This is a genomic window from Vibrio antiquarius (genome assembly GCF_000024825.1).
Taxonomy (GTDB): domain Bacteria; phylum Pseudomonadota; class Gammaproteobacteria; order Enterobacterales; family Vibrionaceae; genus Vibrio; species Vibrio diabolicus.
Map to the genome: position 1 here is coordinate 140,971 of NC_013456.1, position 14,707 is coordinate 155,677.

Below are 14,707 nucleotides of genomic sequence, written 5' to 3' on the forward strand. Positions count from 1 at the left end.
ATATTGGTTCGCATGAACATAGACCCAACAGCTCCCCACTCAAACTAAGTCAACACTTTTCTTTACTAACCCTATCGCGCATAATATGTACTGACGTATAAATGGTGGGTATATGAAGACTGTAGATAGGATATTGCAAATCGTTAAGCGTGATGGTTCCGTCACTGCAAAACAACTCTCTTCTGAGCTGGGTATGACGACTATGGGGGCACGTCAGCACCTTCAGAGTTTAGAAGATGATGGCATCCTGTCTATTCATGACGTCAAAGTCAAAGTGGGTCGCCCCGCTCGCCATTGGTCTCTCACTCAAAAAGGTCATGAGCAATTTGCTGACCGTCACGGTGAGTTGACCATTCAGTTTATAGAGGCTGTCGAACACATTTTTGGCAAAGATGGACTGGACAAAGTCACATCGGAAAGAGAAAAACTCACGTTACAAAGTTATAGTCAGCACCTTGAGCAATGCAACTCTCTGCAAAGCAAACTAGAAACTCTTGTGACACTAAGAGAGCAAGAAGGCTATATGGCCGAGCTTGAGCAAGATGAGAACGGATTTATCTTGATCGAAAATCACTGCCCGATTTGTAAAGCCGCAACTCGCTGCCCAAGCTTGTGCCAATCAGAATTAAGTGTCTTTCAGTCTTTACTTGGACGTGACACCAAAGTAGAGCGCACCGAGCATATCATCAGCGGTCAAAGACGCTGCGTGTACCGCATCCAACAACTGCAGTAACCACCACAAACAAACATCGACATGCCGCACTTATTTAATCTCAAGCTTGAAAGCTTCTCTTATAAGTGAGACGGCTGAAGAATTCATTCTCTCTCCTCTTTCTAGTGGTATAGGCTTTTAGTAACTAAAAGCAATTTCCATAAGGATTTGGAGAGCATCGATGTCTACTCTACGTCATATCCCATCCCAAACGCTTCCGCCATTCGATGAAATGGTTCGAATGGCAGAGCGAGATCCAGAAGCTTTTGAGCAATTTCGTCATGAAATGGCGAAAGAGATGATCGAAAGCGCATCAGAAAACATGCAAGAAAGACTGTGGGCTCAGCAAAGCCACATCGATAGGGTCATCAGCACGTGTAAAAACCCTCATCACACCAATGTGGTACTGATGAACGAATTACAAAAACAGGTCGTGAAGTTCAGAGCGGCGCTACAAGGGGAAACGACACCGACTCAAAAAGCGGATGTGGTTAGCTTAAATGCGTTTAAAGATAGGGATGAGTTTTACTGATACTCAGTAGATAGATCGAGAAAGTTAGGGTTCGTTTCTCTTACCAAGGCTAACTTCCACTCACGCTTCGACTGCTTGAGCTGCTTTTCTCGGTTTATGGCAGTTGCCATATCTTCGAATAACTCAAAGTAAACGAGCTTATGAACGTTGTATTTCTTGGTAAATCCCTCAACTACTCCGTTTTTATGCTGCCATATTCTTTGAGGCAGCTGACTGGTAACACCAATGTAAAGAACGGCGTTGTTGTTTGACGTTAGGATATAAACGCAATGTGTCCTATCGGTGATTCATTCTCCTTCATTATTCGCTGTTACTTTTCCATTGTAATTCACTCGCTCAGTTCAAACTCGGAGCGCTCTGTGCGTAGATTCTGAATCACGCTCGTCCCTCGCTGTTCAGAATGACGGTTAATTTAACTTGCTACTAAATAAGAGAAGGTCGTCATTCTAGCGAGCTCAAACGAGGCTAAAAATCTGGTAACAGCAAGCTCCTATTCTTTCGCACTCACCTCAGCCACGGCTCAACCGGATGATAGATTCTGAATCACCTCGTTCCTCGCTGTTCAGAATGACGGTGGCTTTAACAGCCTCTAAACCAAAGGGGATCGTCATTCTAGCGAGTCTTAGCGAGACTAAGAATCTCGTAACAGCAAACTCCTATTCTTTCCCTCTCACCTTAGCCACTGCTCAAGCGGACGATAGATTCTGAATCACGCTCGTACCTCGTTGTTCAGAATGACGATGACTTTAACAGCCTCTAAACCAAAGGGGATCGTCATTCTAGCGAGCCTTAGCGAGACTAAGAATCTACTTTCAGCGAGCACGTTACTTAAAGCGATTACTCCGGCTCAGGGCCATATTGGTTTGGTCCTGATGTTCCTTTTAAGAAGCCACATTCAATTAGAATCCATAAACCACAAATCAGAGAAATGGATGCGACGAACATTTGCGGTGTCGACGGCTCTTGTGCGACAGGGCTGGTCATTGGCGTGGCGATTCGCCCGATAATCAACGGAATATTCAGTGCTAGCCAATAGATTGATTTGTTGCGGTCATGCCAACGCTTGGTGGTGATCGCCAAATCAGGGATTAACAAAATCACCAAGAAAATAGGGAGAAGTAAATAGGAGAAAGTAGGAAATAGCTTACTGATTCCAGCACCAAAACCTAGAATAGAGACATAGTAAATGACGTTCCAAATCCAGTAGGTTTTACGGTTTATACGTCCTTGAAAAGAAAACAGTAACTCTTTAGTCGACATCAAATTTTACCCCAAAATAGAAAGGTTATAGATTAGCCGAGTCGATATGGTTTGGAAAGTACACCTGTAGTGTAAGCGCCAACAACGCCGTTCTAACAAGCAGAGACTAAGCTCAAGCAACGATAAACACTCGATAAAGCCTATTAGCTTTCAGTTCCCTTGCATCTCGCGATGCTTAACCCTACTCGCTATTCTCAAGAAACTCTGTTCAACCTAATTCACTACCTTCTGGAAACTTTCTACGTCCATGTCTCGGATATTGACCGTTAAGCTGTGCACGTGACTGGCTTGCGTTTGAAGTGTCGCCATCAAGGCTCGTGACAGTTCTCTCTTCTGCTCTTGGGAACGGCCAGATAGCAAATCAAAGTTGATATGGATAAAGTCGAGGCTATCGCCCTCTTCCCCAATTAACCAATTATGGCACCGGATCGTTCTAGATTTCACTGACGCGAGTTCAAAAAGGCCACTCTCTAACGCCGTTTTATGTAAATCCTCCAGCAACCCCTGAACATTGACACGTTCTTCCACCGAGTTTGAATACTCTAAAACGAGATTTGGCATTTTGATTCCTTTCTACAACTATTAATTCCAGCGCGTAGTAATACCAATCTCAGCAGCAATTTCCGAGGAATGAACTATCATTCTGTCTACGTGATCACCAATCGATTGCTTTTGACAAAAATAACAGGATCGATGCTTGGTCAAATCAGTAAAGAAAGCCGGACAAGACATGACGCCAATCATGATCTGTTCACATTATTCTGTTATATTCCTACGTAGATTTTTTACATTAATTGACTATTTACATTAAAGATAAGGGAGATATTCCTATGCGTCGTCCTGTAGTGATGGGTAACTGGAAACTAAACGGCAGCAAAGCAATGGTAACTGAGCTGCTAACTGGTCTTAACGCTGAGCTTGAAGGCGTTGAAGGTGTTGACGTAGCAGTCGCTCCACCAGCACTTTACATCGACCTAGCAGAGCGCGTAATCGCTGAAGGCGGTAACAAGATCATCCTAGGTGCTCAAAACACTGACCTAAACAACAGCGGTGCGTTCACTGGCGATATGTCTCCAGAAATGCTGAAAGATTTCGGTGCTACTCACATCATCATCGGTCACTCAGAGCGTCGTGAATACCACAACGAATCTGACGAGTTTATCGCTAAGAAATTCAACTTCCTAAAAGAAAACGGCCTAACACCTGTTTTCTGTATCGGTGAATCTGAAGCGCAAAACGAAGCTGGCGAAACTGAAGCTGTATGTGCACGTCAAATCAACGCAGTTATCGACACTTACGGTGTTGAAGCTCTAAACGGCGCAATCATCGCTTACGAACCAATCTGGGCTATCGGTACTGGTAAAGCAGCAACAGCTGAAGATGCACAACGCATCCACGCTTCTATCCGTGCACTAATCGCAGCGAAAGACGAAGCAGTTGCAGCACAAGTAATCATCCAATACGGCGGTTCTGTTAAGCCAGAAAACGCTGAAGCTTACTTCTCACAACCAGACATCGACGGTGCTCTAGTTGGCGGCGCTTCTCTAGACGCGAAAAGCTTCGCGGCAATCGCTAAAGCAGCGGCAAAAGCAAAAGCTTAATCTCGTTTTTACTCAGAGTCGAAATAACAAAGGGATGCATCATGCATCCCTTTTTGTTTGCGTGTTATATTACACACGATCATCGTAACTAAAGTCTAATCACTACCAAATAGGTCTCGCGTATAAACTTTATCAGCCACATCAGCAAGTTCTTCAACCATACGGTTAGAAACAATCACATCTGCACTTTGTTTAAACTCATTCAGATCGTTGATTACACGTGAGTTAAAGAATTCATCCTCCTGAAGTACTGGCTCATACACCACCACTTCAATACCCTTTGCCTTGATACGCTTCATAATACCTTGAATAGACGAAGCTCGGAAATTATCTGAGCCGGCTTTCATTATCAAACGGTAGATCCCTACCACTTTAGGTTCTCGTTTGAGAATAGACTCAGCAATAAAGTCTTTACGAGTTCGATTGGCTTCCACTATGGCCCCAATAATACTGTTTGGGACATCTTGATAGTTTGCACGAAGTTGCTTGGTATCTTTTGGCAGACAATAACCGCCATATCCAAACGAAGGGTTGTTGTAGTGGTTACCAATACGCGGGTCCAAGCCAACACCTTCTATAATTTGGCGAGAATCAAGATTATGTGCCTCAGCGTAAGAGTCTAGCTCATTGAAATAAGCTACGCGCATCGCAAGGTAAGTATTTGAGAATAACTTAACCGCTTCTGCTTCTGTAGAGTCAGTAAACAGGACTGGGATATCTTCTTTTATCGCTCCTTCAACGAGAAGGTTGGCGAATGTCTCAGCACGCGCACTACGCTCCCCGACAATTATACGAGAAGGATGCAAGTTATCGAAAAGTGCCTTTCCTTCACGCAGGAATTCTGGTGAGAAAATAATGTTTTCACAACCTAGCTCTTGCTTAATACGCGCAGTGTAACCCACTGGTACTGTAGATTTAATCACCATTACAGCACTTGGGTTAATCGCCATTACATCCTTTATCACCGCTTCGACGGAAGCAGTATTAAAGTAGTTGGTTTGTGGGTCATAATCCGTTGGTGTAGCTATAACAACAAAATCGGCCCCTTTGTAGGCAAACGCTTTATCCGTGGTAGCAGTAAAGTCTAGTTTTCTATTAGAAAGAAAATCTTCAATTTCTTTATCTACAATAGGTGAGCATTTGTTGTTAAGAAGCTCAACTTTTTTTTCTATAATATCAAGTGCAACAACTTGGTGGTTTTGGGCTAACAACATCGCATTAGAGAGCCCGACATACCCCGTACCGGCAACCGCTATTTTCATTCCAATACCCTAATCTTTAGTTCTTATATCAGAATATCAATAGTTTTAATTTTTGGATAGTGAAACAATATTGTGCAACCTAAGCTTCATACATTAGAAAATAAAAAAGCGGCTCATTGGCCGCTTTTTGCACATCGTATTACTCTATGGGTTTAGTCTAACTGAGTTGATAGGTAACGCAGGTAGGCATTACGTAAGCGAATCTTATTCTCTTCAAAGTAATCACTACCATAGCGGCCACGGTTGAAGTAACGACGTAGCATGCTGTTGTCCATGATAAGCTCATCACCTTGTCCATCACTTAAGTAATTCACATCATTGCCTACTCGTGTCATCACATTAAAGTCATAGGCCTCGTTGCCTCGAACCTGCAACAAACCAGGAGACATATCGCGCCAAGGTGTTAATGGTAGCTTGACTGAAACAGCCACAAACTGCTCTTCATCAGTATCTTTGTACTTAGTAACCTGATAAGTAGCGGAAACCTCAATATCCTCAAACCAATGAGAGGTTGTTAGCTTGGCACCGACATCACCCCGCCAAAACTCACCCGCTGTCGCGTTAAACTGCCAATCCCATTCAGGCATTGAGAAAGTATAACGAGCTAGCGAAGTTTGACGATCGAGAGTCTCGTATCCATTTTCATCTTTCTCATCAACGTGCTGGAAATAACTCATTTCTAAGCTAAAGGCATGCGCACCGGACTGAGAAAACCATGTTGATTCACTTCTCGCGCCAATATAATCTGTTTTCGCCAAACCGACGGATACTTGGTTCGCGATATCGACATAAGGCAAACGGAAGAATTGATGCAACATTGCGCGCTCGATATCATTCTCGTACGCGCTATCCTCAAAGTATCCCCATTTTTCATAATCGTCACTTTCTGCTAACGGCAGAATATGGCGAACATCGACAGCGGCACCAGGCCAAAGATACGTATATAAGTTGCTCGACATGGCAAAAGAGTAGTCATAGACCCCAAACTCTGTCGCAACGGCATGGCGAACCATAGGTGAAAAAACAAGTTGAGAGTCTAGTACACCGCTATTTACGCGCTCTGTTTTCCAATTAACCAGCTCAAGTTTCTCGGCTAAATCTCGTGTCGTGAACTTAATATCCTCGCACGCAGCAGAACCATTGATAAAACTTTGATAACAAGACGAATTCGCTTGCACACTAACAACAGGCTTTTGGTTTGCGAGCATAATTAGCTCAATGCGCTCCGACTCACCGCCCACTTCTGATACGGCATTTTGACCTAGGTGGCTAGAGATGATCCCCATCGCAACACCTAAACCGTCAACCTGGTTATGGTTATAACGACGGTTTTCTAGCGCAACTACCGTCGTTTGGTTCAACAGACCAATTTGAATATTCACGAAGCCTTCATTACGAAGCGTGCTCACCAAAGTAGAGATAGAAGCCTCTTTGGCTTTCTTCTGCTCCAAAGACAACCTTTCCATCAACGTGACATTATTGCGAGAGTAATCGCGAGAACGCGTGTACCCGGTGACTAACGGTACTGAAAGTGCTGCGTTCCAGATATTTTGCTCATCTGTATTGTGGCCTGAATATAGCTGATAACTTAGCGAAGCTGTCACATCATAAGGCAGTGTGCCTTGTGGGGTAAAAAGTTTCACCGATGAGTTGAACTCCACAGCATCGTATTCCCCACTGACCTGTAAAAAGCTCAATGGTTGATACTCAATACCACCGAATGGGCCATCCATTACACCCAATTCGATATCAGAAAGCCCGTAGCCTGCCGACACTCGAACTGGAGCAAAGTCGAAAGAGTAGTCCGCGACCGCATATTTAGTACTGAACTGGTTACCAGCCCCTCCCAAGTCCTGAATACCCAAAGCAAAGTCTAGATTCTCCGCCCCCCAAAAGTTAGGAACCTGATATTTGAAAGACATCGATAAATCACGAATGTCTCCACAATCGTAAAAACAGTTTGAGGTGTAATCATCAGTGACAATTCTTCCGTGGGCCTCTAACCCCTCAAGCATGCCAAACGAAAACTTAAGAGAATCCAAATCTTGAACTGCCGTTCGAAATGGCAAGCCTTGCGCATACGTAAATGAAAAGTCACCATAGTTTAACGACTGCGCATTAGGCGTAAAAGTTAAACCTGTAAAGCTTTGGTTGGAAGGTAACGTTTCCAACTCGTGAGCGGTAAGGGAGGTACTTACCAGTAGCGGCAGCGATAATGCTGCTATCCCTGTTTTTATCGTTTTCTGTGCCATCAGTTTTAGCCACTGTTAATGTATTGAATACAGAAAAAGGCACTCAGAAGTGCCTTTTTGAGATTGCAATATGCCGATACTGGGCTCGTCATAGGTAAATCTCCACAGCGAGCATCACGAAAGCATATCTTATTAATTTTTCTATTATTTACCAATCAAATAAAAGCATCAAGTTTCACTTGCATTACTTTGCTTTGGTTCAAAAGTATATAACTCCGCAGTGCGAGTATTTTGCTTCCATACAAGGTCTTCAATGCCATCTACTGGGTTAAAACCTGTAGGGGCCTCGAGCAGTAAACGACGAATCACTTCGTGTTGGAAGTTGTGGCAAGCAACATCGAGCTTGTCGATCAAGGTCTCATACTCTTTCAATGGCAAGTAACTTTCTTGGGCTGTCATAATTCGAGCATGTGCAGTTTCGGAAACATTATCATCCCCAATCAACAGCTCTTCATATAACTTCTCTCCAGGCCTCAAACCAGTGAAGAGAATTTCTATATCGCCATGAGGATTGTTTTCATCTTTAACTTCAAGGCCTGACAGGTAAACCAAATTCTTCGCTAGATCGACAATCTTAACTGGCTCCCCCATATCGAGAACAAATACATCGCCACCTTTACCCATTGCTCCAGCTTGAATGACCAACTGAGCAGCTTCCGGGATCGTCATAAAGTATCGAGTAATGTCTTTATGGGTAACCGTAATAGGCTCTCGCTTTTCAATTTGTCTTTTGAATACAGGAATTACCGAGCCTGACGAACCCAGTACATTACCAAAGCGCACCATACAAAAGCGCGTGCCAAGGTTTGGGTTGCTCTCACGAATTCGATTTTGTTGCTCCGCCAACGCTTGTAACCCCAACTCAGCCATGCGTTTAGTCGCCCCCATGACGTTCGTTGGTCTAACGGCTTTATCAGTAGAAATGAGAACGAAATTCTTCACACCAGCATCAATCGCTGCTTGTGCGGTGTAGTAAGTGCCAAATACGTTGTTTCGCACACCCTCAACAACATTATACTCCACCAGCGGAACATGTTTGTACGCTGCAGCATGGTAAACTGTGTCCACTTCAAACGCCTTCATGGTGGTTTCTAAACGATTTTGTCGCTGCACAGAGCCAACTAGAGGCACGACTACAATGTTTAGCTTCTTAGCCTTGATGATTTGGCTTAGCTCACTGTGAACCTGATACAAGGCAAACTCAGACAGCTCAAATAAGATCAATGATTTTGGTGAGTAGTTCAAAATCTGACGACATAACTCAGAACCAATTGAGCCACCAGCTCCCGTCACCATGACCACTTGGTTCTTGATGTTTGCTTCCATCAAAACTTGTTGCGGCTGAACAGGATCACGACCTAACAAATCACCAATCGGAACCTCTTTCAGTTCATCAATTTTCGCCTTACCCGTAAGGATATCTTTCATATCAGGAACGGTTTGGATTTCAACCGGAAGTTTAGAGATTCGATCCAAAACCTCCTTACGGCGTTTATTCGAAGCGCTAGGAATGGCAAGTAAGATTTTTTTCACTTCATGCTTTCTGATCGCCTTTATCGCATTATCTGCGGTATAGACTCGATAACCCATTAACATTGTGTTTTGCAGGGTTTTATCTTCATCCACAAAGCCGATAACTCGGTAGGTTTCTGATTGTCGCAGCGCAAACGCAAGCTCACGACCAGCACTACCTGCACCATAAATGAGGACTGGATCTCCGGCCTTATGTACCGATTGAGCAACCAAACTTCTTACTAACAGACGGCTAGTCCCTACACCTATTGCTAGAAAAGCGGCATAAATAAAAGGAATCGAGCGTGGTAATTGAGCATCGAATGCGAAAGCAAAACTGGCCACACAAAGCGCAGATAGAATAGTACCTAACCCGACGACTGCCAGCACATGAAAGCCTAAATAGCGTAATACCGCTCGGTAGAGGCCAAACGCGACAAAGACTGCAAGAGTACACATAATGGTGGCAAGCAATACGTAGTGACTGCTTGTATCTGGAAGTGGACGGAACTCACCGATGCGAGACCAATAAGCAAACATAAAAGCAGCAGAGATAATAAAGAAATCCACTCCGATACTAATAAGGCGCTTTTGATATCTCGGTAAAGACCAAATGACGTTAAGTTTGGAATTATTTTCAATCATGACAGTATGTAAGCCTCATTACCCCAAGTTTATTTTTTAAGAGTTTGGTGGTAATGCTAGTTAATGTTATGAGATAGCCTGAGCAAAGATTATACAACCTGATGATTATGTATAGAACCATTATTTGCATATTATCTCGCTGCATCGCATCTTTTAAGCAATATGTGTAACAGACGTTTTACATTTTTCATCAAGTGGTGGGACGCATTGGTAGGAAAAAATTATAGATAACGATGCGTTAAGGCATTGTTATCTATGCATCCCACTCAGACTGAACAGGTTTACTTCTGCGCCTCTAACAACACTTCACGGATCACGCAGCTGGTTTTAGCCACTTCTTCTGGTGTTAATGTCGGATGGACCAAAAACATCAAACTAGTCTCACCTAACTGCACCGCATTTGGTAGGCGTTTTTCTGGTCGCCATGGCGTATTATCAAATGCTTTTTCTAAATACACCTCAGAACAGCTCCCCTGATAAGCCGGAACGCCACGTTCTACAATGGTTTCCACAATGCGATCTCTCGTCCAGCCCTCTGCCAAATGTTTAGGCTCAACAAATAGGTAGTGTTTGTATTCTGCGTGCTGCGAATGCTCAGGCACGTGAACACGGCGAACGATATTGAGATCTGCAACCGCCTCATCGATTTGTGCCGCATTGGCTTGACGTTTTGCCGTCCATTCTGACATGCGAGTCAATTGAATACGACCAACCACGGCTTGTAGCTCAGTCATACGCCAGTTGGTTCCAAAGCTGTCGTGCAACCAGCGAAAGCCCGGTGGATGTTGACGGTTATAAATCGCGTCATAGTTTTTACCATGATCTTTGTAAGACCACATTTTTGACCACAAATCTTTATCATTTGTGGTCACCATGCCACCTTCACCGCCTGTGGTCATGATCTTATCTTGACAGAAAGACCAAGCACCAATGTGACCAATTGTGCCTACACTGCGCCCTTTGTATTTTGCGCCATGTGCTTGGGCACAATCTTCAATAACAGAAAAACCATGTTTTTCTGAAAGTGCCATAATGGCATCCATTTCTGCAGGCATGCCAGCTAAATGAACAACAATGACCGCTTTCGTCTTAGGGGTTAGCACCGCTTCAATCGACTCAGCCGTGATGGCTTGGCTATTGAGATCCACATCCGCGAACACAGGATTGGCGCCAGCCGTAACAATAGAAGAGGCAGAAGCAAGAAACGTTCTAGGCGTCGTAATGACCTCGTCCCCTTCACCAATCGCTAACGCTTTAAGCGCGACATCGAGTGCAAGGGTACCGTTGCTTAGTGCAACAGCATGATCACATCCAACCCAAGCTGCGAATTCTTTTTCGAACTCACGGCACTCACTACCCGTCCAGTAGTTTACTTTGTTTGACAGTAGTACACGACGCACTGCATCGGCCTCTTCTTGAGTAAAAGAAGGCCATGGAGAAAATGGAGTATTAAGCATTGTTATTTCCTGACAAGTTATAGGAGCTAGAAGCTAAAATGGAGACAATTCTTTTACTTTTTTTGCTGGAGAACCGAAATAGAGGCTATTTGAATCTACATTTTTTACTACTGTGCTACCCATTCCAACCACAGAGCCCTCACCTAGACTGAGCCCTTGCCGAATAGAAGATGAAGCACCTATTTCAGTACCATTTGAAATATTAGCGTTTCCACCTAGCATTACTTTGGGTGAGATAGTACAGAAATCGTTAATGGTTACGTCATGCCCAACTGAAACTAATTTATTGATTATTACAAATTCGCCAATGATAACATCTGCAGTGATAACAGAACCTGCACAAATAATGGACCCTAATCCAATATTATCAACTTCTTCAATGACAACGCTTGGATCGATTAGCGTTACAAATTTTGGCTCGTCCGATAACTTCATTTTTTCTACTATCTTTTTTCGCACTCTAGGAGATGCTATAGCTACAGAAAAATAACAGTCTTTATATTCACTCCAATTAGATACCGTATTCAAAACTGGATAATGATAAAAACTACATCCAATAAGTTCCTCTCTATCATCTAAGAAACCCAGAATATCAATACCTAAGCGTTTTGCTAACCAAGCAACTTCTTTACCTAACCCGCTTGCTCCTACAATTATTAATGACTTACTCATTTACCTCACCCTTAAACTTGGGCATCGTAATATTATCAGAGCTATTAATCCCTTCTCTAATAAATACTTTCTTTATCGTTAAAAAAATAATCTTGCAATCTAAAAAAAAACTCTGATTATCTACATACCATACGTCAAGTTTGAATTTCTCTTCCCAAGAAATTGCATTTCTTCCATTAACTTGAGCCCAACCAGTAATACCGGGTCTAACTTCATGACGTCTAGCTTGCTCTTCACTGTATAAAGGCAAGTACTCAACTAATAATGGTCGAGGTCCAACTAAACTCATATCTCCCTTTAAAACATTAATTAGTCCAGGGAGTTCATCTAGACTAGTCGACCTTAATTTATTACCAAAACTTGTCATTCTCTGTTCATTTGGTAATAGCTGCCCTGATTCATCTTTTTCACTTGTCATAGTTCTAAACTTGAACATCTTAAATCTTTTCCCATGCTTTCCAGGACGATCTTGTGTAAATAAGACAGGAGAGCCTAACTTAAAGAAAATCAACATTGCTGTAATTATTATTATTGGTGAAAGCAATATTAGAGCCATCAAGGCAGCTAGAAAATCAACTAAACGCTTCATTTATATCTCTCATTACTTCTTTGACAATTATTAATGTTATCTAAATTCATAATTCTACTGAGATCCTCGTTCACTTTATTTACATCAAATTTTTCCTCAACCATCGCTCGGCTGACTTGAGCCATTCCTGACAACTTTTCAGAATTTTCTACAAACCAAATCATTCTTGAAGCTAACTGTTCTACATTTCCTCTCTCAACTAGAAAACCATTTAATCCATCTACTACTGTCTCTCTACAACCAGGAACGTCTGTCGTAAGAATAGGTCGACCAATTGCCATGGCTTCCAGTACAGTTCTTGGCAAACCCTCGTGATAAGACGGTAATACAAAAACTGTGCATTCTTCGATAAATGGTCTTACATCTGCAGTAGCACCCTTGTATTCGACTGCGTTATCAATATTCAAATCATTCAGTTCTGCTATTGAAATTCCGTCAGGTGATGGATCTTCAGGTCCAACTAATTGGAATTGTGCGGTTGGGTACTGTTTCTTAACAATATTAGCTGCACGTATGTATTCTCGAATCCCTTTATCGCCCAATAAACGAGCAATAAGCAAGAACCTTGTTTTCTCTACAGCTAAAGGCGATAAAGTGTAGTGTGATAGATCAACCCCGGAACCATTGACAATACAAGCTTTATCTTCTGGAATTATTCCCTGTTCGATAAAGACCTTTTTATTGTCTGGATTCTGAAAAATTACTTTTTCTGAGTTTTTTAAAGCGGTTTTGTATAGAAAGACAACAAGCTTATTCAATAACCTCTTCTTCCAACTACCTTTTTGAAAAGCGAATCCAAGCCCGGTAATTAACGCATAAAACTTACAGTCAGGAACCGAGCGAGCAGCTAACCCCCCCCAAATCACTGGCTTAATAGTATATGATAATATTATATTGTAACTATCTTTCTTTAACCGTTTCCGTAAGCAGTAGTATGTTTTAAAGTCAACAAATGGGTTGATACCACTTCTACCAATATGTACATCTTTATACTCAGACCCCAGTTCATTAATTTTCTTAATCTCTTGCTCAGAAGCCCCAGAAGCAATAGAACATACTCTATAGCCATAAGAAGACAATTTCTTTATAAAGCACCCTCTAAAATTATATAAAGATGCAGGTTTTGCCCCTAAAACAAGAACTCTCATACGTAAAAACCATTTATATAGTTAAGAAAAACATTTTATTAAATTTAAAATAAAAAGTAATAGTTAATAAAACCAATAATTAAAAAAAGCAATGCAATGTAAGCTTTTATATTAGAAATGACATTAACAGATGACATTAGTGCAGTTTGAAGAAATGGGATAAAAAGCCAAGAAAAAAAAGCATATCTATTGGAAAATGCAGCAAACCCAAACATAAAATATATCATTGATAAGACACTATAAATCCTAAGCATATCTTTAAGAAGTGACTTCATTTCTGGTCTACAAAAAAATCTGATTATAAATAATCCAGATAACGTCCAAAATATAGTATAGAGATAAAAATACAGGTTAAAACCCACATATAGCGAATTATCCTCTGCATAACTTGACACTAAAGAGTATAAAGGAATTCCAGTTATACTAGAGAGAAAGCTAATTAAAATCTCATTCAGCCCTAAAGGATAAAAAACTGCCAATAAAAAATATGAGAAATAAAACATCCTCTCTTTCAATAAAAATAAAAAAACAAAAGGCAAAACCATAATCAAAGAATAATGAAAGAGTATCGAAACAACATATAGACACCCTCCAAAGATATATTTTTTATTCATCAACATTGAAGCAGAAGAGTAAAGAATTGTTAAAGCTAATCCATGTCTCAATACATTAATTGTGGCAACTTGAAACCAACTAGATGCCAATAAAGCCCCCCAAATAAAAATATAAAACACAAGAAATTCTTGTAACGCTAACTTTGAATAGAAAAAATTATAATAAGAGAAACTTATACAAAAATAATAGAATATAAATATTGAAGAAAAAAACAGAAAAGCTCCACCGTTTAGAAAATTAGATATATATGCAAATATATAGATGCCAGGCTCCAGAGCCATATACTTACTTTCGACAAACCAATAATACAAATTATAGTAATTTTCCGTATCCGTACCAATGCTTATATCTCTACCACCTACTAAAAAGGACAAAGGGAGTATAGCAAATAGAAAAATAAAGGAAAATACAACAAAAAAATAACTATTCTTTTTTCCAACAAGAAGCATG

The 14,707-nt window shown here is 41.5% G+C and carries 14 protein-coding genes; 3 read left to right on the top strand and 11 right to left on the bottom strand.

Annotation, left to right across the window (positions count from 1 at the left end):
* Positions 1-112: 112 nt before the first annotated feature.
* Positions 113-733 (top strand): helix-turn-helix transcriptional regulator, encoded by a 621-nt coding sequence (locus VEA_RS00720; RefSeq protein WP_006742479.1) that lies wholly within the window; start codon positions 113-115, stop codon positions 731-733.
* 160 nt (positions 734-893) lie between these two features.
* Positions 894-1,244: a DUF3135 domain-containing protein gene (locus VEA_RS00725; RefSeq protein WP_012841176.1), complete on the top strand. Its 351-nt coding sequence runs from the start codon at positions 894-896 to the stop codon at positions 1,242-1,244.
* Here VEA_RS00725 and VEA_RS23010 read toward each other — a convergent pair.
* From VEA_RS23010 to VEA_RS00735, 3 genes are all read right to left on the bottom strand, one after another.
* On the bottom strand, positions 1,238-1,531 hold the full coding sequence (locus VEA_RS23010; RefSeq protein ID WP_081441198.1) for a GIY-YIG nuclease family protein: 294 nt from the start codon (positions 1,529-1,531) through the stop codon (positions 1,238-1,240). The genes VEA_RS00725 and VEA_RS23010 overlap by 7 nt on opposite strands.
* Positions 1,532-2,081: 550 nt before the next feature.
* On the bottom strand, positions 2,082-2,504 hold the full coding sequence (locus VEA_RS00730) for a DUF805 domain-containing protein (protein ID WP_012841178.1): 423 nt from the start codon (positions 2,502-2,504) through the stop codon (positions 2,082-2,084).
* Between the two features lie 213 nt (positions 2,505-2,717).
* Complete coding sequence (locus VEA_RS00735) at positions 2,718-3,065, bottom strand: 5-carboxymethyl-2-hydroxymuconate Delta-isomerase (protein WP_012841179.1); 348 nt, start codon at positions 3,063-3,065, stop codon at positions 2,718-2,720.
* Between the two features lie 269 nt (positions 3,066-3,334).
* Here VEA_RS00735 and tpiA point away from each other — a divergent pair, with 269 nt between their 5' ends.
* A complete protein-coding gene (gene tpiA / locus VEA_RS00740; RefSeq protein WP_005384863.1) occupies positions 3,335-4,105 on the top strand; it encodes a triose-phosphate isomerase in 771 nt (256 codons plus the stop codon).
* Positions 4,106-4,200: 95 nt separating this feature from the next.
* On the opposite strand, the gene VEA_RS00745 is transcribed toward tpiA, so the two are convergent.
* The 8 genes from VEA_RS00745 to VEA_RS00780 all read right to left on the bottom strand — a co-directional run bounded on the left by VEA_RS00745 (position 4,201) and on the right by VEA_RS00780 (position 14,706).
* Positions 4,201-5,367, bottom strand: coding sequence for a nucleotide sugar dehydrogenase (locus VEA_RS00745; protein WP_006742480.1), 1,167 nt, complete (start codon positions 5,365-5,367; stop codon positions 4,201-4,203).
* Positions 5,368-5,519: 152 nt separating this feature from the next.
* Entirely contained in the window at positions 5,520-7,619 is a 2,100-nt protein-coding gene (locus tag VEA_RS00750; protein ID WP_041852868.1) for a YjbH domain-containing protein, read from the bottom strand.
* Between the two features lie 168 nt (positions 7,620-7,787).
* A complete protein-coding gene (locus tag VEA_RS00755) occupies positions 7,788-9,776 on the bottom strand; it encodes a polysaccharide biosynthesis protein (RefSeq protein WP_006742482.1) in 1,989 nt (662 codons plus the stop codon).
* Between the two features lie 281 nt (positions 9,777-10,057).
* Positions 10,058-11,233 (bottom strand): DegT/DnrJ/EryC1/StrS family aminotransferase, encoded by a 1,176-nt coding sequence (locus VEA_RS00760; protein ID WP_006742483.1) that lies wholly within the window; start codon positions 11,231-11,233, stop codon positions 10,058-10,060.
* A gap of 33 nt (positions 11,234-11,266) precedes the next feature.
* Positions 11,267-11,905: an acetyltransferase gene (locus tag VEA_RS00765; protein WP_006742484.1), complete on the bottom strand. Its 639-nt coding sequence runs from the start codon at positions 11,903-11,905 to the stop codon at positions 11,267-11,269.
* On the bottom strand, positions 11,898-12,494 hold the full coding sequence (locus VEA_RS00770) for a sugar transferase (protein WP_041852869.1): 597 nt from the start codon (positions 12,492-12,494) through the stop codon (positions 11,898-11,900). Before VEA_RS00770 ends, VEA_RS00765 begins: the two co-directional genes overlap by 8 nt.
* Positions 12,491-13,642: a glycosyltransferase family 4 protein gene (locus VEA_RS00775; RefSeq protein ID WP_012841183.1), complete on the bottom strand. Its 1,152-nt coding sequence runs from the start codon at positions 13,640-13,642 to the stop codon at positions 12,491-12,493. The genes VEA_RS00770 and VEA_RS00775 overlap by 4 nt, the downstream gene beginning before the upstream one ends.
* Positions 13,643-13,686: 44 nt before the next feature.
* Positions 13,687-14,706: an EpsG family protein gene (locus tag VEA_RS00780; RefSeq protein ID WP_006742485.1), complete on the bottom strand. Its 1,020-nt coding sequence runs from the start codon at positions 14,704-14,706 to the stop codon at positions 13,687-13,689.
* Position 14,707 lies beyond the last annotated feature (1 nt).